This window comes from Alteromonas sp. W364, from assembly GCF_031846205.1.
Classification (GTDB): domain Bacteria; phylum Pseudomonadota; class Gammaproteobacteria; order Enterobacterales; family Alteromonadaceae; genus Glaciecola; species Glaciecola blandensis.
On the sequence record NZ_JAVRID010000010.1, the window covers coordinates 21,139 to 40,169 of the forward strand.

Annotated in this window: 19 protein-coding genes; 9 read left to right on the top strand and 10 right to left on the bottom strand. The window is 41.0% G+C overall.

The window, feature by feature from the left end; all coding sequences use genetic code 11:
• Window positions 1–14: 14 nt before the first annotated feature.
• Together RM556_RS15100 and RM556_RS15105 are read right to left on the bottom strand one after the other, a co-directional pair.
• On the bottom strand, window positions 15–584 hold the full coding sequence (locus tag RM556_RS15100; protein ID WP_311374990.1) for a hypothetical protein: 570 nt from the start codon (window positions 582–584) through the stop codon (window positions 15–17).
• Between the two features lie 78 nt (window positions 585–662).
• Complete coding sequence (locus RM556_RS15105; RefSeq protein WP_311362986.1) at window positions 663–1,043, bottom strand: VOC family protein; 381 nt, start codon at window positions 1,041–1,043, stop codon at window positions 663–665.
• A 238-nt stretch (window positions 1,044–1,281) separates the two neighbouring features.
• Here RM556_RS15105 and RM556_RS15110 point away from each other — a divergent pair, with 238 nt between their 5' ends.
• Window positions 1,282–1,773, top strand: a complete 492-nt coding sequence (locus RM556_RS15110; RefSeq protein ID WP_311362985.1) for a DUF2059 domain-containing protein — start codon at window positions 1,282–1,284, stop codon at window positions 1,771–1,773.
• 80 nt (window positions 1,774–1,853) lie between these two features.
• Here the strand turns inward: RM556_RS15110 and RM556_RS15115 are convergent, their stop codons facing one another.
• From RM556_RS15115 to RM556_RS15130, 4 genes are all read right to left on the bottom strand, one after another.
• Entirely contained in the window at window positions 1,854–2,507 is a 654-nt protein-coding gene (locus RM556_RS15115; RefSeq protein ID WP_311362984.1) for a hypothetical protein, read from the bottom strand.
• Window positions 2,508–2,527: 20 nt separating this feature from the next.
• Complete coding sequence (locus RM556_RS15120) at window positions 2,528–3,178, bottom strand: hypothetical protein (RefSeq protein ID WP_311362983.1); 651 nt, start codon at window positions 3,176–3,178, stop codon at window positions 2,528–2,530.
• Window positions 3,179–3,303: 125 nt separating this feature from the next.
• Entirely contained in the window at window positions 3,304–4,146 is an 843-nt protein-coding gene (fghA, locus tag RM556_RS15125; protein ID WP_311362982.1) for an S-formylglutathione hydrolase, read from the bottom strand.
• Window positions 4,147–4,148: 2 nt separating this feature from the next.
• The gene (locus tag RM556_RS15130; RefSeq protein ID WP_311362981.1) at window positions 4,149–5,291 is read right to left on the bottom strand and encodes an S-(hydroxymethyl)glutathione dehydrogenase/class III alcohol dehydrogenase; all 1,143 of its coding nucleotides are present in this window, start codon (window positions 5,289–5,291) and stop codon (window positions 4,149–4,151) included.
• 318 nt (window positions 5,292–5,609) lie between these two features.
• Between RM556_RS15130 and RM556_RS15135 the strand changes: the two genes are divergently transcribed.
• The 5 genes from RM556_RS15135 to RM556_RS15155 all read left to right on the top strand — a co-directional run bounded on the left by RM556_RS15135 (window position 5,610) and on the right by RM556_RS15155 (window position 13,161).
• The gene (locus RM556_RS15135) at window positions 5,610–7,721 is read left to right on the top strand and encodes a diguanylate cyclase (protein WP_311362980.1); all 2,112 of its coding nucleotides are present in this window, start codon (window positions 5,610–5,612) and stop codon (window positions 7,719–7,721) included.
• A 78-nt stretch (window positions 7,722–7,799) separates the two neighbouring features.
• Window positions 7,800–9,956: a diguanylate cyclase gene (locus RM556_RS15140; protein WP_311374991.1), complete on the top strand. Its 2,157-nt coding sequence runs from the start codon at window positions 7,800–7,802 to the stop codon at window positions 9,954–9,956.
• A gap of 112 nt (window positions 9,957–10,068) precedes the next feature.
• Window positions 10,069–10,974, top strand: a complete 906-nt coding sequence (locus RM556_RS15145; protein ID WP_311362978.1) for an acyltransferase — start codon at window positions 10,069–10,071, stop codon at window positions 10,972–10,974.
• A complete protein-coding gene (locus tag RM556_RS15150) occupies window positions 10,971–11,861 on the top strand; it encodes an acyltransferase (RefSeq protein ID WP_311374992.1) in 891 nt (296 codons plus the stop codon). The genes RM556_RS15145 and RM556_RS15150 overlap by 4 nt, the downstream gene beginning before the upstream one ends.
• Window positions 11,862–11,871: 10 nt before the next feature.
• Window positions 11,872–13,161, top strand: a complete 1,290-nt coding sequence (locus tag RM556_RS15155; RefSeq protein ID WP_311374993.1) for a mechanosensitive ion channel domain-containing protein — start codon at window positions 11,872–11,874, stop codon at window positions 13,159–13,161.
• Window positions 13,162–13,199: 38 nt separating this feature from the next.
• Here the strand turns inward: RM556_RS15155 and RM556_RS15160 are convergent, their stop codons facing one another.
• On the bottom strand, window positions 13,200–13,391 hold the full coding sequence (locus RM556_RS15160; RefSeq protein ID WP_311362975.1) for a hypothetical protein: 192 nt from the start codon (window positions 13,389–13,391) through the stop codon (window positions 13,200–13,202).
• A 331-nt stretch (window positions 13,392–13,722) separates the two neighbouring features.
• On the opposite strand from RM556_RS15160, the gene RM556_RS15165 reads away from it, so the two are divergent.
• Window positions 13,723–14,538 carry a YggN family protein gene (locus RM556_RS15165; RefSeq protein ID WP_311362974.1) on the top strand — a complete coding sequence of 272 codons (816 nt, stop codon included), beginning with the start codon at window positions 13,723–13,725 and terminating at the stop codon, window positions 14,536–14,538.
• Window positions 14,531–15,373 (top strand): NAD-dependent epimerase/dehydratase family protein, encoded by an 843-nt coding sequence (locus RM556_RS15170; protein ID WP_311374994.1) that lies wholly within the window; start codon window positions 14,531–14,533, stop codon window positions 15,371–15,373. The genes RM556_RS15165 and RM556_RS15170 overlap by 8 nt, the downstream gene beginning before the upstream one ends.
• 134 nt (window positions 15,374–15,507) lie before the next feature.
• Here RM556_RS15170 and RM556_RS15175 read toward each other — a convergent pair whose 3' ends face one another.
• The 3 genes from RM556_RS15175 to RM556_RS15185 all read right to left on the bottom strand — a co-directional run bounded on the left by RM556_RS15175 (window position 15,508) and on the right by RM556_RS15185 (window position 18,344).
• On the bottom strand, window positions 15,508–16,941 hold the full coding sequence (locus RM556_RS15175; protein WP_311362972.1) for a sodium-dependent transporter: 1,434 nt from the start codon (window positions 16,939–16,941) through the stop codon (window positions 15,508–15,510).
• A gap of 93 nt (window positions 16,942–17,034) precedes the next feature.
• Window positions 17,035–17,835 (bottom strand): SDR family NAD(P)-dependent oxidoreductase, encoded by an 801-nt coding sequence (locus RM556_RS15180; RefSeq protein ID WP_311362971.1) that lies wholly within the window; start codon window positions 17,833–17,835, stop codon window positions 17,035–17,037.
• A gap of 101 nt (window positions 17,836–17,936) precedes the next feature.
• Window positions 17,937–18,344, bottom strand: a complete 408-nt coding sequence (locus tag RM556_RS15185; RefSeq protein WP_311374995.1) for a DUF393 domain-containing protein — start codon at window positions 18,342–18,344, stop codon at window positions 17,937–17,939.
• Between the two features lie 137 nt (window positions 18,345–18,481).
• Between RM556_RS15185 and msrA the strand changes: the two genes are divergently transcribed.
• A complete protein-coding gene (msrA, locus tag RM556_RS15190; RefSeq protein WP_311374996.1) occupies window positions 18,482–19,024 on the top strand; it encodes a peptide-methionine (S)-S-oxide reductase MsrA in 543 nt (180 codons plus the stop codon).
• Window positions 19,025–19,031 lie beyond the last annotated feature (7 nt).

Consider the following 19,031-nt stretch of genomic DNA (forward strand, 5'->3'; position numbering starts at 1 on the left):
CTTACTCAGAGGCCTTATAAAGTTGACCTGGCAAAACGTATCGCAGCTTCTTGTTGTTCAGAAGACAAACGATTCTTTAATTCTCCAGCCCCATCAATTGCATCTTGATACACACCTAAGTCAGACTCGTCGACATCATCTTTGTTAGGACATAATAGAAATATAGATTCATACCAACCTAGTGCTTTTATAGGATCGTTGTTCTTAAACTTTTCATCTGAGTAAGCAAAGCCTAAGTGCCGTCTTGCTTCAAGATCCCCTTTACTTGCGGCATCAATCCAGCTTTTTACCGCTTTGTTCCTATCTTGTGTTATACCTAAGCCATGATAGCTTAGAAAAGTCATAGTGCTTAAAGCCATAACTTTAAGCTCTTCTTCACCTTCATGTTTTAAAGGCGAATTAATAACGTAATTCCAATGAGCTGCAGCAACCGAATATACTTTATTTCTATATGCTGCAGTGCCCATATAGAACTGACATTCTATATCTGTGTATTCTAATTCTTCTAAGTATGTAACTTTACATTCCTCAGCGATCGCTGAAGAACAGAAGATTAAGGTGAATATTAGTATTATTCGTGACATCAACCCCAAATTCCTTTTATTGCATGACATTCATTACCGCTACAAAATTGCGCTTTATTTTTGCCCACTTCAAATTTTTTATGCACGTTTTTCAACTTTCCACGGTGGATTGATACGGTTTTCACCGGCCCAGTAAAACTTAATTTTATTCCCCGAAGGATCTCTCACAATAGCTTCTTTCCAAAGATAACGTTGCTCTGTTGGCGCTTGTTCAAACAAAATACCTTTCTTGGACAAGTCTTCAAATAGTTCATCGAGTGCTTTGTGCTCGAAATAAATGACTGTGTGATTTTCGAACTCATCTTGTTCTAGCGATAAGGAAAATGTTGAACCTCCATCTGGACAAACAAAACGTGCATAATGGGGGGTATCTACTATCTGAGTGAACCCTAAAAGGAGATAAAATCTCACTGAGTCTTCCATGTTATTTACAGGCAAAGTTACTTGATTTAGTTCCATTCCTCCTCCAAGTGCATAACAACTTATGATGGAGGCTGCACAGTAACGACTGAACTTATCCATTTTGGGTATCTTCCAAATCACAATATCAATACCTTACCGCCGATTAGGTGATGATTTCTACAGTTTTTTCAGTTGTTACTATGAATTAACAGTAGTGGCAGAATTGAAGTCGGTAGTTGACGAAAACAAAGTAGCGGCGTACAGTCACTGAGCGAATAAATTAAGGAAATAAAATATGAAAAGGATTCTAATCGCTTTAAGTTTGGTCACAGTACTTGTTGGAAACAGCCAAGCACAAACTACAGACGAAACGCTTGAACAATTATTCGATATCATGGCAGTTGACGAAACTATCGATGTTGTTTTTGAACAAATGCAAAGCATGGTCAATAACATTTCTGGTGGACCTATTCTGACTTCTGAAGAACAAGAGGTATACGATAAATATCAATTAAAAATCTTAACTTTGATGAAAAAAGAATTGGCTGCCGATAGCATGAGGCAAGACCTGGCACAAATCTACAAGCAAAACTTCTCTGATAAAGAACTGAAGGATATGCTGGCGTTTTATCAATCTCCAACTGGTCAGTCAATGTTAGAAAAAATGCCGATAGTCACTCAAGAGTCGATGCAAGCTAGTCAAAGAATGATGACAAACGTAATGCCCAAAATTAATGCCCTGACTGAAGAAATGAGTAAAGAAATGAAAGAAGCAAGAACAAAGTAAACGAAGGTTATCTATGTAGCTGGTCCAAAATAACCGGACCAGCCTTAACCCGCATTGGGGATTCAAGCCCGCAGCGTGAGTTACGGTCGCTTTCTTCTGAATAGAAAGATACCCATAGAAAGAAGGAATAAACCTCCCATTGCCGGTGCGCTTACTGGCACGCCCTGCCACCGAAAGTTATCAACCCAAAGTGATTCGTAACCGGTTCCCTCAATAAATCGTACTTCGTCAAAACTGATATTAGAGAAGACTTCATACTCGGCTTGTCTATCGCTTAACAATGTAAGCGCAACATCACGCACTAAATTCCCATCGGCGAACAATTCAAACCGAAAAGGTGAATCTACGACAACACTGTAATCAAAGCTAAATGCCGAGATTTGGTAGTCGAAAAGGACAGAAGCGGAACTAACACTGCGGCTTGTTCTGCACGTTGTCGAAACGCCGATACCAATATAAGACTCTCCGGAAACCGAACCCTCTGACGGCAAGCAATAAGCATTGTTGAAAAGGGATACAGGAAACCCGCTGTTATATCGGAAATTTAAACCATTATCTGAGAATTGCTGCGTAGCAAGTTCACCATTTATAGGGGTATTTGTTCTTTCGAAGCTTTCAGATTGTATACTTAAGTTTTCATCAAACTCGCCAAAACTAATGATACCCGCCGACGAATCTGCCGCGAAAAAGGCGCAACCTAAAAACGCGAGTCTTAATCCCGTTAATGGATTCATGCTCAACACCCTATGCTAAATTAAAAAGTATAAATGACTTCGATTGCTGCAAGCGTCCAGTTTTCTGAGTCTTGTGTAACGAAGCGTGGAATAGTGACGTTAGGTAACCAAACGGAGCCTGCCACTGTTTGTACCTTTGCTTGAGCCCGCCAAGCATCTGACATTGTCCAGTTCAAGCCAAGCGTTCTGGCAGTTTGTGAACGCGCTTCTTCCAACAAACTCAAATCTACCACTGTTAACACATTGCTGGCGAAATGTTTGTCGTATTGTGCGGTTTGAAATCTTGACCATTGACCCGTAATTGATAAGTCTTCTTGAAGGTCATACTGAAGCCCTGTGTAGAACCCATAATACCTGACATCTTGCAGCTTATCGGAGGTGTCAGACAGGATGGATTCGAGCGCTAAATAACTATCGGGTAATTCACTTGTCGCTCGTGTGCCAAAGGTACCACCGAAAACTCGCATAGAATCCCATTGCACAAAAACAGCTTCTGAACCTATGTTACTCGAACCAGGAAGGTAGCGCACGTCATTGGTTTTGCTACTCTGATTTGTATTGCTAGTCGTTGAAGTGATAGATTCAAAGCCACTCTCAGCCAATGCATGCACTTTCTCACAGCAAAGTGATGCTGTTAAAAAGATAGCAAATGCGCAAAGAGTTAGTTTCATACTTGTGTCGCTTTGAATGTTCAAAAACCGTACACAAATACTACCCCATCTCGACAGACCTAATTACGTATTTTAGGTATGGCCAATATACATGTGATATTGGCCATAATACGCTGTTGACTATTTTAAAGGTATTTGGCGTGGAACTCTAAATGTTGCTCTATGAAGCTAGATATGAAGAAATAGCTGTGATCGTACCCTTCTCTTAGATGCAATTGCACAGAATGACCTGACTTTTGCGCCACTTGCATTAAACTCTCAGGTCGCAATTGCTCATCTAAGAAGTCATCTGCACTTCCCTGCTCTATCAAAATCGCTTGTGGTTCTGTTGCGTGCTCCAATAAATGACAAGCGTCATATTGTAACCATGTATCTTGCTGTTCACCTAAGTAAGCACTAAAGGCTTTCTTTCCCCAAGGACTGTTTGTCGGATTACAAATTGGACTAAAAGCTGAGATAGAACCGAACAATTCAGGGTGTTTGAGACCAATTGTAAGCGCCCCATGACCGCCCATAGAATGACCAGATATGGCGCGCGAAGTGCTCAGATTTAAATGCTCATCTACATCTGAAATCAAGTCTTTCACAATGTAATCATACATATTGTAGTGTTCACGCCATGGCGCTTCGCTGGCATTCAAATAAAACCCGGCACCCAGCCCAAGATCATAAGCTTGGTTTTCATCATCAGGCACATTTTCACCACGTGGACTGGTGTCGGGTGCAATAATCGCTATACCAAGTTCGGCCGCGCGCTTAAATGCCCCTGCTTTCTGCATGAAATTCTGATCAGTACAGGTTAAGCCTGACAACCAATATAGACTCGGTACTTTTTTTAACTCGGATAAATCATCCATTTGTGGCGGTAAAAAAACGGCAAAAGTCATTTCACAATTATTCGCTTCGGACCAATGTGTATATTGCGCATGTTCACCGCCAAACACTTTGTTTGAGGATATTTTTTTCATGGTTACACCTTCGGACTCTGTTGAAAGTGCACGACAGAGCGAATGCTTTTTCCCTCATGCATCAGATCGAATGCTTCATTAATATCTTCAATTTTCATATTGTGAGTAATAAAGTCGTCCAATATGATTTCGCCAGCGAGATACTTTTCAACGTAGTCTGGCAATTCAGAACGACCTTTAACACCACCGAAAGCGGTACCTCGCCACACGCGCCCAGTCACAAGTTGGAAGGGTCTGGTACTGATTTCTTGGCCTGCTCCAGCAACACCAATAATAACTGACTCACCCCAACCCTTGTGACAGCATTCTAACGCGCTACGCATAACATCGACATTACCAATACACTCAAAAGAAAAGTCTACGCCGCCATCACTCAACTCAACAATATGTTCCTGAATTGGTTTGTCTACCAGTTTTGGATTGATGCAATCGGTAGCTCCCAGTTTTTTCGCTAATTCAAACTTACTTTCATTGATATCAATCACAAAAATACGGCTCGCTTTTGCCATTACTGCGCCAATGATAGCTGACAGCCCTATGCCACCGAGGCCAAAGATAGCGACCGTATCGCCTTCTTTTACCTTCGCTGTATTCATTACAGCGCCAATACCCGTGGTTACCCCGCAACCAAATAGACACACTTCGTCCAATGCAGCTTCTTTGTTTACTTTTGCAAGAGAGATTTCAGGTAACACCGTATATTCAGAAAACGTTGAACAGCCCATATAATGATAAATTGGTTGACCATTTAAAGAGAAACGACTTGTTCCATCCGGCATCACGCCTTTACCTTGTGTTTCCCTAATTTTTTGGCACAAATTAGTTTTGCCTGATAAGCAGAATTTACACTCTCCACATTCTGGTGTGTATAGAGGAATCACATGATCGCCAACGGAGACGCTTGTTACACCCTCACCTACTTGTTCTACAATTCCACCACCTTCATGTCCGAGAATAGCAGGGAAAATACCTTCTGGGTCCTCTCCCGATAGAGTAAACGCGTCGGTATGACACACTCCGCTAGCGACGATGCGCACGAGAACTTCACCTGCTTTTGGTAGCGCCACATCGACTTCTTCGATTGTTAATGGTTGGTTTGGTCCCCATGCAACGGCCGCTTTTGACTTTATTGTTTTCGTGCTCATTTTGGTCTCCGTAGATTCTTTGTGTTTCGTAATTTTATCGTTAGTAGAAGGAGTATTGATATAAGTGAAGATTAGATCAATGTGTATGCAAGGTAGACTCCTGTATATAATTTGAGCGATCAACACTGTAAAGCCCGTTAGATCGCCTGATTCACTTGATATGAAACCATAAAAAGTTAATATCTTAAACGTTACATTTTTTTTGAAAGCACTTTCAATTAGCAGCGTGTAACATGTAAGATAAGGAATATCACTATCAGAAAGTTAGCCATTTATTCAACAACAAAGGCAGGATCCTTATTTTCTGGTTCAGTTTTGTTGTCTGGGCTTAACTTTGGCGTGCTCGGCGCTCTTACCAATAGTTTTCTTAACATCCCGTTTTATGGTCACTTTTCTTTCTACTTCGGTCAAATATTCGTTATTTTATGTTTGGTCACTCGAGGCTTAAATGCTGCCTTTATCGCTGCAATTATTAGCTCGTTTGCCCTTGTCACAACATTAAGCGATCCATTTATTTTCGTTATTTTAGTCAGTGAAGTGCTTGTGCTGCACTCTATGCTGCGACAAGAAAAGTTTTTACTGCAATCAGACTTATTGTTCTGGGCATGTATCGGCGTCCCACTCTCGCTTTTTCTACTTTACATTACGACTGGCTCCAGTAGCACAGTGCTTATTATTTCGGGCTTAACCCTAGGAATTAACGCTACATTTACAGCGGCAATCGCTGCGCTAGTCTATTCGTTTATTCCAATACATAGTCCGTATCGCAAATATAAAGGTAAGCCCCCGAAGTTTTCGTCGATAATTTTTTCACTTTGCATGCTCACAGTAATACTGCCCACCGTTGTCATTAGTTCTGTCTACACTTGGCAAAATACCTCACAAAAAGAAAATGACATTGCCATGATGCTAAAGCGTCAAAGCACAGAAATCATGTACTCTTATGACGCCTTCATCAATTTGCACTTGAGGGCAGTCAGCACTTTATCAAGCGGCTTGGCAAGCACCTCAGAACCCGATCAGTTTAGGACAAGTTCTTATTTAAACAAACAAAATTTGCTCAATGCAACCATAGAAAATTATCCAGGTTTCACGAGCATGTTAGTCTCCGATAGCAACGGCAGAATAACGCACGCTGCACCGCTTAAATATGCAAAGATGTTAAGCGACTCATTCCCTCATACTCTGCATAAACGACAGTACTTTCAGGACGCTAAGCAACAAGGGACGCCTCAGCTTTCAGACGCAATCGTAGGAACGGGTTTTGGCAGCAATGCTATATTGGCGGTGTCAGCGCCTATTTTAGGCGAGCAAGGCTTCGATGGGATCAGTCAAGGGGCTATTTTACTATCCTCTTTGACGAGTTATACCGAACAACTTGGCTATACCGATGAAAAACCCCAGTACATCATTACTGATAAAAACAATGCTATTATTTACGCTTCACCTAGTTTGGGACTCTCGCCCCTTTCTCAGTTTGATTTCAAACTAACTACCAATACGCTAATTCAAGCCATTCCTACCTTGAATCATCAAAATAACCCGTATTTGTTTGAACAAACTGTTAATGAACATGGCTGGACAACAACAGTACTAGTGTCGCCTACACTGGTTACCGATATCATCTCTAGTAACTTTTATGTGTTGGCTTTAAGTTTAATTATTACCCTGTTCATTTTTTCTATTATCGCTAATTTATTGAGCAAACGAATTACCTTGCCATTGGTGCACTTAGCAGAACACTTTGATGACCAGAGCTATACAGATGAAATAAGAAAAGAGTCAGAAATTAGTGATGAGTTGGTCAAAGTAACAGGTCAATTAATCAACTCGCGTGAAATCATGTTGAATTTCCAAGAGCAATTAACCCGACAGGTGCAGAGCAAAACCAAGCAGTTAAAGTCACTCAACCAGCAATTGTATAACCTTGCGCAAAAAGACGGTTTAACCAACCTACTCAATCGTTCTGGCTTTGATGATTTAGCACATACCTCCTTTCGCAATTGTGTTAGGAATAACATTCCCTTAACCCTAGTGTTATTGGATATTGATGATTTCAAATTAATAAATGATACACATGGTCATCCTTTTGGTGACAAATGCATCGTATCTATTGCAAAAACACTGAATCAATTCTGTAAACGCAATACAGATATACTAGGAAGATACGGCGGTGAAGAGTTTATTTTGTTTCTCAGTGGCGGCAATATTGAGGAGCATCACGAATTAGTGAAACGTATCCATCGCACTATTCAAAAAAGTGCGATTTCTAGCGATAACATTATTGTGAATATGACAGTCAGTATCGGTGTCACTAGTCTTAATTCAAATTACAGCATGAGTTTTGAAGGCGCAGTAAAGTCTGCTGACGAGCAACTTTATAAAAGTAAACGAACCGGTAAAAACAAGATCTCAATTTATGTTCAATAATGCATCAAATTCTAGACTTTCAAATTGATAAGCGCTAGGGTTTACGCATAAATAGAATAAAAATTAATCACACCATCCATGCGCGATTTTTTCACAAAGAACACGCTTAATATACTTGCAAAAGGCAGTTTGTTAGGTGTTATCGCATTCGTCGCGAATATCCTATTTGCGATCCCTATTTATGGGTCCGAAACATTGTCTTGGGGCTTAGGTATCGCGCTCTTCACACTGATCAGCTTCGGCCTAAGCCCAGCTATTATTGTATTTGCTTTCTGCATCACTTCCATGTTTCTGCTTGCCCTAGACTGGTTTCTTATTGCTACCACGGTGCTTGAATTTGTATTTATAGCTATCTGCATTAAGAAACGACTTTTTATCATTATGGCGTCATTATGTTTCTGGATATTTGTCGGAAGCCCATTACTATTAGTGAGTGTTCACTTCTTTTCAGAGGTAATGAGTTCTCAGGGGTATGAATATATTTATGCCGCTTCAGCAGGATTAAATGGTCTATTTAATGCGTCATTGGCAGCGATGCTATATCTACTCACGCCAACTAGGTGGCTGAACGAAAAAGCCAGCAGGGTTAACCAAAAATTATCGTCTAATATCTTCGCTCTAAGTGCGCTAACTCTCATTTTGCCTGTGGTGACCGTATCATTATTAATGGCAAGTTCGGCAAGCGAACGCAACCAAAAGCAAGTTGTGAAAATACTCAGAGCGCAAGCAAACAGTTTGAGTTTAGCAACTGATAATTTTATCAATCAGCATTTTACTGTTATTCAACAACTGGCAAATACTTTGTCGTTGAGTGATGACAAAATATTTGAGCAAAAGTTGTTGGTTAAATCACAGGAACGATTTTCTGATTTTTTCAATATTACAGTTATTCGCGCCGACGGTTACACAGAGTTCTTTGCTCCCACCCGGTACAACGAAGAACTCAGTAAACTCCCACCAAGCCTGAGATACGTAAATGACCGCCGCTATTTTGCACACGCGAAGCAAAACATGACTCCCTATGTGTCTCAAGCAATGATGAGCCGAGGAGTGATATCTGCGCCGATGATTGCAATGTCGAGCCCAATTATCGAGAATGGTGAGTTTGCGGGCGCCCTGCTTGGTGCGATGAATTTAAGCAATGTGAGAACACTTCACCATAACATGGTTGACAGCTTACAAACGGATAGCGTTATCATTACAGATGAATCGAATTATATCGTTTATGCTTCTGCACCGCTAAAACTCAAGCCCTTAGAAAAGTTTGAATTAACGTCAGGTAAAAGCGTGTTTGTGCCCGAGTTTCCAATGCTCGCAATAAAAAACAAAAGTTACCCCTATCACGTCGTTAAAAATAGCCATAACTGGAACGTATACATAATCAAGCAGCCTGAAGAATTGGTCCGATTATATAGCCAACACATTATTGTACTCTGGTTGGTCGTTGTGGGTATTATCCTGATCTTTTTACTTATCGCTCACAAGTTATCGAAGCGAATAACCTCACCGTTGGTCGCTTTACTGGAGAACAGTTCAGAATCCTATATTAGCAACTTCGAAGTTGAGCAAGATGCAACTTCAAGTAGGGAAATAAATGAAGTAGCTGCTAAGTTAAGAAAGTCACACCACCTATTGCGAGACTTCGAAGACCAGCTACAGCAGCAGGTAAATGAGAAGACCACTCAACTTGAACAAATGAATCTGCAATTGGCAGCGCAAGCGAGAGAGGACGGATTGACGTCACTGCTTAATCGCAGCGGTTTCGATGAAATAGCTAATAACGCAATCAAAACTAGCCAGCGTCTCCACCAACCCATAAGTTTGGCATTGATTGACATTGATGACTTCAAATTGATTAATGATAGCTACGGCCATCCTGTAGGCGATGAATGCTTAAAAGCCTTCGCAGAATTAATGCAGTCAAACTGCAAACGTGAAACCGATATTATCGGCAGGTATGGTGGTGAAGAGTTTGTTATTCTAATGGCCGGTAAAGATGTTAGAGCGCATCATCAACTCATGCACAACATCCGTGTTCAAACTCAAGACTTATTAGTCCACCCTGTGGAAATGCAAAGCCCTATTAGTTTTACAATTAGCATTGGTTTGTGCAGCTTACTAGGCAGCAGCCAACTTGGTCTGCATGAGGTGATCAACATCGCCGACGAAGAATTATACAAATGCAAACGGAATGGCAAAAACCAATTATCGATTGTTACCATCGACCCTGAATAAGCTGAATCTAATAGAGTGTCACACAGGCACGATTATATTTAGGAATGCTTCTGTAGTTCAGTTATAATTATAGGTTACGAAGTTTAAATATTAACGAACACGATACGGATATATGAAGTCTTTTTTACATATAATGAATGGTTGCCTTTCTGTGCTTGGGTATTTTATCAATACCGTTTTTTGGGTCATTCCTATTGTTCTCCTCTCTTTATTAAAAGTCATCCCAATAAAATTTTGGCAAAAGCTTGTTTCTTTTCCCCTTGACGGTTGCGCAAGCGCATGGATTTTTATTAATGGTCTTAATCAGAAAGTATTTTCACGCTGCAAGTTTAATGTGTCGGGATTAAAAGGCTTAAGCAACAAAGAATGGTATTTGGTTATCTCAAATCATCAATCTTGGGTTGATATTTTAGTCTTGCAGCGCGTCTTTAACGGTAATATTCCCTTCTTAAAGTTCTTTCTGAAAAAAGAACTCATTTGGGTGCCATTTTTAGGGGTAGCCTGGTGGGCTCTCGACTTCCCTTTCATGCGTCGCTATAGCCGAGCGTTCCTTGCCAAAAACCCGCACTTGAAGGGTAAAGACTTGGAAACCACCAAAAAAGCGTGCGAAAAGTTTGAGCACAAACCTGTGAGCGTGATGAACTTTATAGAAGGGACGCGATTTACTCACAAAAAATGGGAGTCATCGGGTCAAGTACACACAAAACTACTACCACCGAAAGCCGGCGGTATCGCGTTCGTTTTAAGTGCTATGGGCAAACGCTTAACAAAGCTAGTTGACGTTACCATCCACTATCCTCATGGAATTCCGTCATATTGGGATTTTGTCAGTGGCAAAGTAAAGACAATCAATGTCAATATTAAAACCGTCCTGATCGATGACCTGTTCACCCAAGGGGTATTTTCGGACAAATACTTTGATGACCCCTCTCAAAAAGAGCAATTTCAAGATTGGCTAAATAATATGTGGGCTGAAAAAAACAAAGAGTTAGAGTTGATGGAGCAACAAAAATCATGAAATCACTGAAGTCCTATATTATTTTCCCGATCCACTTTGTTTTGCAGATGACCAACCTCGGCCTCTGGGGAATGCTTATCGTTTGCTTTGGTATTATCCGTTTTCTGATCCCAATTAAGCCTGTTGGCAAACTGCTACTTGCCATTATGCATTGGTTCTACTGCACTTTCAGTGTAATTAGCGTCGGCATGATCAAGTTTTTTAATAATATTCACGTGGAAATTAAAGTCGATGAGACTTTGAGCAAAGAAAAGTGGTATTTGATTGTTGCTAACCATATCAGCTACTTAGATATCATTTTACTCATTCGTTTCTGTGCTTCTCATACTTCACCACCAAAGTTTTTCTTGAAGAAAGAATTGATCTGGTTGCCATTTGTGGGCATTGCAGCCTGGGCCTTAGACATGCCATTTATGCGTCGATATACACAAGACTTCGTCGCTAAAAATCCGCATCTGAAGGGCAAGGATATTGAAACGACACGTAAATCCTGCGCAAAGTTTGTAGATAGCCCTACTTCGGTTATTAATTTTGTTGAAGGAACACGCTTCACGCCAGATAAGGCTAGACTTCGCCAAAGTCCGTTTTCTCATTTATTGCGGCCAAAAGCAGGTGGCATTGCTTTTACACTCGCGGCGATGGGAGAGCAATTCAGTAACTTACTCGATATTACGCTCGCCTACCCCGACAATTCAGGCCACCCAATGCGAGATATGCTGAGCGGCGAGATGACACATATTGTAATAGATGTAAAAGTACTACCTGTCACCGACGAGATTATCGGAGACTACTTTGAAAGTGCGCCCTTCAGAGAACGCTTTCAAGTGTGGCTCAATGAGTTATGGGTAAACAAAAACGAAAGAATGAAAGCCTGGATGAATGGCTAAGGAATCGCTCTTGATCGCGAAACAAGAAAATACAACTGAAGTCAGCACTACGATCGTGGAAGCCATATTAGAATTGGTAGAAAAAATAGGAATACCGGTTGTTGAAGGTACCTTGATGTACGATCTTGTTGCCTTTACAGTTATTGCCTTGGCTGCCCTAGCTGGCTTGCTGGTAGCGCGTTTTATCTTACACTTCAAAGTAATGCGACTCATCTCTCGTTCTAATAACACCTGGGATGATAGCCTATTAGATGCGGGCGTATTCAGACGACTGTCACATATTGTGCCGGGCATCATTGTTTATTCTAGCTATGCACTTTTACTCCAGCCTGAGCAAACACTGTATAAAGTGCTTAGCAACTTAAGTGCCTTCTATTTGTTGATTACTGTCTGGTTAACCTTGAGTGCTATTTTAAGTGCAATTGAATCAATCTATAGCCAGAGCCAACTTGCCAAAAAGGCCCCTATTACTGGGTTTATCCAGGTTTCTAAGCTAGTACTCACCCTTATTCTCATATTCCTGACTTTGTCGTTGATACTGGGTAAAAGCCCAATATATTTATTATCGGGCTTAACCGCAGTAGCAGCGGTTCTGTTATTGATATTCAGAGACACTATTCTGGGCTTTGTTGCGGGAATTCAAATTGCGGCAAACCGAATGTTCAATACCGGCGATTGGATAGCAATGCCGAAATATGAAGTTGATGGCGAGATATTAGAGATTGGTCTCAACGTTGTGAAAGTTCAGAATTGGGACAAGACTATTTCAACTTTACCCACTTATTCATTGACGACTGATGCCGTTAAAAACTGGCGCGGCATGACCGAGTCAGGTGGTAGACGCATAAAGCGCTCGATTTATATTGATGTCCACTCTATTTGTTTTGCCGATGATGACCTGCTTAACGAATGGGAAGGGATGCAATTGTTGAACAAGTACTTAGCTGACAAAAAGTCTCAACTAAAAGAAGACCGTCATGCCCGAAACTTGCCGGAAGAGGATATATTGAATTGTCGCCGCCTAACTAATTTAGGTACATTTAGAGCCTATTTAGTGGCTTATTTGAAACAACATAAGCTTATCAATCAGGATTTGACTTGCATGGTTCGGCAGCTAAAACCAACTGAAGTGGGTTTACCATTAGAGATTTATTGCTTCAGTCGAGAAAAAGACTGGATAACTTATGAAGGTATACAGTCAGATATTTTTGATCATGTCTTAGCAATTCTGCCCGTTTTTAAACTGCAGGCTTATCAACGAGTTTCAGGTTTCGAACGTCCACAAAAAAACGCGCACTAGCGCGTTTTTTTATATTACGATAAAAGTCATTGTCGACTTTAGGCTGCTGCGTAGCCCAACACAAGGGTTACGGTAAGTCCTGAGACTCCCATAAAACCGTATTCAATTTTTTCACGCAGCCCTTCGGCGCCAGATTTTCCGCTTAAAATAGCCATGACGATACAAGTCAAACCCAACACTAGTGCAACAACAGTAGCACCAAATAATAAACCACTAAGTATACCGTTCATAAAATTCCTAAATTGAAAGCCAGAAAACGGCGGTATTATGCACTAATCTGCCACAATGTCACAGTGGAGACTGTGCTTTTTTCTAAAGCCTTGATCTTGGTCAATATCGCTAAGTCTTGATTAATTTCATCACTTACGCTGTTCCTACAAGCGAATCTCAAACACAAAAAACTCACAACACCCTGTTTTTAATGAGGTTTACATTTCAGGAACAAAGATTGCTAAGGACTAAGTATCGGATATATGCAGATTTATTTATTCCATACGGAATTAATTTATCTGATACCTAGTTTTACACTACAATAACCTGATTATTCAAAGGAAATGCATTATGAAAAAAGTCATCGTAGGTACCGTCGGTTTATGCGCTATTGCAGCCTTTAGCGCTAGTTATACTATGGACGCTGAAGCTCACTCAAAAAGCTTCGACAACGACCATTGCAATATCAATATTGAAGGTGACTTCAAGTTTGCTGAGCGCACGCTAACAATAAGCACCACGAAAGATGAAGTCGTCACTATCACACCAAACTATGAAGTATTTGTTGATGGTAAAGCACTGGATTTGAATAAAACTGAAACGTCCTATGTGAAAAGCTATTATGACGGCATTGAGCAGACTATCCCTCAAGTCATGACTGTGGCTGCAGAAGGCGTAAAAATAGCAAACTATGCGGTCAGTGAAGTACTCAGAGGCTTTTTAGGTAAAGACAGTAAAGTAGCCGATACCTTTCAAGGTAAACTTGACGAACTATACAGTGGACTGCAAAGCCATGTTTATCAGCACCCTGACTATGTAACTTTTGATTCTCAAAAACTAGAATCTGACCTTGGCTTCGGCCCTGACTTTGAAGCAGAAATCGACGCTATGGTTTCAGAAGTCATGGAACAAGCAATGGGAGAGTTCTTTGTTCAACTAGGTCGCAATATGATGAATGGTGAAGGTTCAATGGAATCATTCGAAACTCGTATGGAAAATATGGGCGACGAAATCAGCGCGAAAGTTGAAGGTAAAACCGAAGCCATTGAACGCGAAGCTGAAAAGCTATGCGAAATGCTAAGCGAAGTCGATAGCACAGAAGGCAAGATGCAACAAATCAAAGGCTTAAAAGCGCTAGACCTGTTACTTGTTAGCAAGAATGTCTAAGTTTCTCATTATCGGTTTAGGGTGGCTTGGCTACCCTCTAGCAAGAGAATTGAAAGGAGCTGGCGCTATCGTTGCCGGCTCTACTCGTTCTGAATCAAAAATACATGCCTTGAAAAACGAGAATATCGGGGCATTCCACTATGACCTTTATCTCTCTAATGACGCGGATATAAACCCTGAGAGGATTAGCAATGCCCACGTTGTTATTAATATCCCTCCAGGTAGACGAAACTTCGATAAAGCCCTGTTTATCAAGCAAGTAAAAGCACTGCTTGATTACTGCATTGCAAACAAGGCGAAACAAATCATTTTTATTAGTACTACTTCGGTCTTCGGGGCGCTGACACATAAAGTGAATAATCACTCCCCCTTGTCTCCCAATACACCGTCTGGTGAGGCTCATGTCGAAATAGAACAATATTTGCAGGCAAAGTCTGTAAAAACAGGCAAGGAATGTCAGATTAGCGTATTGCGGCTCAGCGGTTTAGTCGGCTTAAACCGACACCCTATCAATACAATCGCAATTAAAAAAGGCATCACTCAAGGTAAGAACCCGGTAAACCTAGTACACCTAGACGATGTGATTCAAACCCTTATTGCTTTGAGCAAAAGAGTGGAGCGCACTTTCTATGCAGCTAACCTTTGCAGTACTGAGCATCCCAGTAGACAGGAGTATTACACTTGGTGTGCAAAAGAGTTGAAGTTAAGCCTGCCTGAGTTTGCGCCAGATGAGAGATTAGATATAGATGGAAAGATAATAGATGCCAGTGAGACCTTAAAAGACAACGAAATTACCTTAAAATACCCCTCACCATTTATGATGCTACCCGACTAACTATAGCGGTAAAATGACTTCCTAGGCTAGGTAAGATCAAAAAGGCGATTCAGTAGAATCGCCTTTTTTACACTGCATACCAGTAGCATGTCTCAAATTGTGCTAAACCTTTCGCTCAGCATTCAAGAAGCCAATTAGCCCATCAATTTCGCCACTAGTGAAATACCAAAGTATTTCAAAGCCACAGTATTTATGAATATGCCAAGTAATATCACCGGTATAAAGGTACTCACTGAGATATTTACATAGCGTTCGAACAAACTGTGTTTGAAGGCAGGAGCACCTTCATCAAGCTCAGCATTGAAGTTATGCTTTTTCCAACGATACATAACGAAAATACAAATGAGTAAACCATTGAGAGGTAAAATGGTGTCGTAGAACACATCGTAAACTACCTGAAAGAACGACTGCTCAGCACCCGCATAAGACACAAACTTAGTGAAGAATTCACTGTGCCCGAATGACAAAGCACAAATCACAGAGAACACCACCAGCAATACACCACATAACAAGAGTGACGGTTTGCGCGATATGCCTTTTTCGCTCATAAGTGACGCCACAGGTACTTCAAAAATTGACACTAAAGACGTAATTGCAGCGAAGAACACAAGCAAGAAAAACAAACTCGCAACCACACTTGCCCCTACATAACCGATACTATTCTGTAGCTCCAAAAATATCTGCGGTAGATAAGAGAAGATCATGCCTATCGATGATTCGCTTAGCTCTTCGGTGTTCACCTCTGGATTGAACGAAAATATGGCCGGTAGTATCATCAAACCTGCCGTAAACGCAACAGCGGTATCCGTTAAAGCAACCAGTTTCGCAGAGCTTGGTACATCGGCCTTGCTGTTAATATAACTACCATAAGTAATCATGATCCCCATGCCGAGTGACAGGGAAAAGAAGGCCTGAGATAAAGCACCATTGATCACTTGGGCGTTTATCTTGGAGAAGTCAGGAATCAAATAGAACTCAACCCCCTTCATTGCATTGTCACGTGTCAGTACAAAGATGACTAGGGCGATAAGCATGAAGAATAGCGCAGGCATTAGAATCTTCGCCGCTTTTTCAATCCCCTCTTTAACGCCGCCTTGAAGAATGAAATACACCACTCCAAGCACTACAGCCATGTAGATAAAAATGGTGTTTCCTTTGATAAAGTTATCGAAAGTATTTGGATTTGCCAGTTCATCAAGGTTACCTATCACTGACGAATACAAATAGCCAAATATCCACACTGTAATCACTAAGTAGAAGACCGCGATCATAAAAGGAGTTATCACTGACAACCAGCCCGCAATGCGCCAAGAACGAGAGCCATTTGATAAGCTAGTGTAGGCTCCCAAAGGGTCTTTTTGACTTTTCCGGCCCACTGACATTTCTGCGAGCATAACCGGAAGACAGATGAACACAACAAATACTGCATACATCAATAGAAAAGCACCACCGCCGTTTTTTGCAGCACCCACTGGAAAACCGACTAGGTTTCCAATACCCACTGCAGATCCAGCTGCGGCAAGAATAAATCCTAACTTTGAGCCAAATTGCTCTCTAGAACCACTCATAACAATCCTTCTTTTATTATTGTTTTTTTTTGTTTTGTTAGGGTGATGTTAACAGCCTATCTGGAAAAAGTCTTGAGCCAGTGCTCATTTATCCTACCAAGCGATTGTCTCCCCCTGCCAATCAAGATAGAACGGACTATTCTCGGGGTCAAGCTTAGTCATAATGCTAAGCAGTTGTTGTACTGTAAACTCTGGCGTAAATAGCTTTCCGGGCTTTACATTGGCTTGAAATGGTTTAGATAAACCAGTATCAACCGTACCGGGGTGATAACACATCAAACTCGTATTTGGCATACGTCGTTTGTATTCAATGCTCGCTGTTTTTAATAACATGTTCAAGGCTGCTTTTGATGCTCTATAACCATACCATCCTCCCAAGCCATTCTCGCTTATACTCCCGACTCTGGCACTAAAGAATACGATGGCAGCTTTTTGTTTATTCACAACTTTTACTAGCCCTTGCAACCAAAGTGCTGGGAGTATGCTGTTGATCCTAAAGTACTCGGCTAACTGAGCGCTATGCATATCTTCTAAGCGTTTTTCAGGCTTTAATGCCGTTTTACCGTCTTCCCCATCTTGATGCAAAATGCCGGTTGTACAAACCACTGTGTCTAAGCTTATCTTCTGTGCCTTTAAACCATCTATATATGATTTCACTTCAGCTTCGTCGGCGGTATCCATCACGTCATGCACATGCGATGTTCCAGCTTCCGTACCCAGTTCTGTCTCAAAAGCTGATCTTGAGACTGAATAGACAGTTTGATAATCACCTGAATTCATAAGTTGAGCAATGAGCTCTCGACCAATGCCACTATTAGCGCCAATGACCAAGGCATTTGCTTTTTTAGCGCTATCTTGAAGTGACGGGTTTGAACTTGAAGTTTGCTGTGTCATTTTGCTTCCTATTGTAAAACGCGCGTTATACAGAGAACCACGCTAAAAATTTGAATACGTAAACATTGAAAGAGATTGAATTTCTATAATGAAAAGGTTCGCTATTTTTTCGATGACCGAGCAGAGATGTCACAGCGATTTCCTTCGCAACGTTCTTTACCCGTTAGCCAATAAGAGATTCGATATCTGTGCTTCGCGAAAAAGATGTAGAAGTGGTCAGCAAACCAGCGAATCACTGGCCAGCGAAGAGGCGCATATAACCAACCTACACCGACCAAGCTCCATGCTTTGTGGGTCACGTCTAAGCCGGTTATCATTGTGCCATCCTCAAGTTGCCCGTGAATACGCGCATTCAGGTCATCCAGGTTTAACTCTGGATAACGCTCAGGAAAATCAGGCAGAGAAATATCTTCGAACTGAATTCGTTTTTCTTTATCTCGCTTTAAAAGATGCGAAACTTCTTTTTCACACAGTGGGCACAAGCCATCGTAGAAAAGTATGAATGCCATATTGATCGTTTACCACTAATTAACTTTATTAATAATCCTGTATACGAAAATTATTCTTGAATAGATGACTTGAATTCTCAGGAGTTCAGGCGCACTTTATACACAAGACCGAATAAGAGTAAAAATAGGAAGAAATAATGAGCGACAATGTAATTACGCTAGGCGGTGGCTGCTTTTGGTGTTTAGAAACAGCGTTCAATACTGTAGATGGTGTTGTTTCGGCATACTCTGGCTATTCGAATGGTCATGCTGAAAATCCTAGCTATGAAGATGTTTGTAGCGGAAATACAGGCCATACAGAAGTGGTACAGGTTACTTTTGACCCTGAACGTCTTTCGTTGAGACAAGTGCTTGAAATATTCTTCGCCTTGCACGATCCAACACAGTTAAATAGACAAGGAAATGATGTTGGAACGCAGTACCGAAGTGGTATTTATTACCATAATGATGAACAGCTTAATGCTGCGAAAGACATTATAAAAGAAATTGAAGACACTGAAATTTGGCCAAACCCAGTGGTAACAGAAGTACTGCCACTCGAAAATTATTACCAGGCAGAAGACTATCATCAGGATTACTTTACCAATAACCCGCAAAATCAATATTGCAACATGGTTGTTGCACCTAAACTGGCGAAGTTTAAAAAGACTTTCGCCAGTAAATTGAAATCCTCAGAGTAAAACCAAC

Coding starts and splice junctions, on each gene's coding strand:
- RM556_RS15100 (WP_311374990.1), bottom strand. CDS start 584: ATGTCACGAATAATACTAATATTCACCTTAATCTTCTGTTCTTCAGCG.
- RM556_RS15175 (WP_311362972.1), bottom strand. CDS start 16,941: ATGAGTGGTTCTAGAGAGCAATTTGGCTCAAAGTTAGGATTTATTCTT.
- RM556_RS15150 (WP_311374992.1), top strand. CDS start 10,971: ATGAAATCACTGAAGTCCTATATTATTTTCCCGATCCACTTTGTTTTG.
- RM556_RS15145 (WP_311362978.1), top strand. CDS start 10,069: ATGAAGTCTTTTTTACATATAATGAATGGTTGCCTTTCTGTGCTTGGG.
- RM556_RS15160 (WP_311362975.1), bottom strand. CDS start 13,391: ATGAACGGTATACTTAGTGGTTTATTATTTGGTGCTACTGTTGTTGCA.
- RM556_RS15140 (WP_311374991.1), top strand. CDS start 7,800: ATGCGCGATTTTTTCACAAAGAACACGCTTAATATACTTGCAAAAGGC.
- RM556_RS15185 (WP_311374995.1), bottom strand. CDS start 18,344: ATGGCATTCATACTTTTCTACGATGGCTTGTGCCCACTGTGTGAAAAA.
- RM556_RS15180 (WP_311362971.1), bottom strand. CDS start 17,835: ATGACACAGCAAACTTCAAGTTCAAACCCGTCACTTCAAGATAGCGCT.
- fghA (WP_311362982.1), bottom strand. CDS start 4,146: ATGAAAAAAATATCCTCAAACAAAGTGTTTGGCGGTGAACATGCGCAA.
- RM556_RS15120 (WP_311362983.1), bottom strand. CDS start 3,178: ATGAAACTAACTCTTTGCGCATTTGCTATCTTTTTAACAGCATCACTT.
- RM556_RS15105 (WP_311362986.1), bottom strand. CDS start 1,043: ATGGAACTAAATCAAGTAACTTTGCCTGTAAATAACATGGAAGACTCA.
- RM556_RS15130 (WP_311362981.1), bottom strand. CDS start 5,291: ATGAGCACGAAAACAATAAAGTCAAAAGCGGCCGTTGCATGGGGACCA.
- RM556_RS15170 (WP_311374994.1), top strand. CDS start 14,531: ATGTCTAAGTTTCTCATTATCGGTTTAGGGTGGCTTGGCTACCCTCTA.
- RM556_RS15165 (WP_311362974.1), top strand. CDS start 13,723: ATGAAAAAAGTCATCGTAGGTACCGTCGGTTTATGCGCTATTGCAGCC.
- RM556_RS15110 (WP_311362985.1), top strand. CDS start 1,282: ATGAAAAGGATTCTAATCGCTTTAAGTTTGGTCACAGTACTTGTTGGA.
- RM556_RS15115 (WP_311362984.1), bottom strand. CDS start 2,507: ATGAATCCATTAACGGGATTAAGACTCGCGTTTTTAGGTTGCGCCTTT.
- msrA (WP_311374996.1), top strand. CDS start 18,482: ATGAGCGACAATGTAATTACGCTAGGCGGTGGCTGCTTTTGGTGTTTA.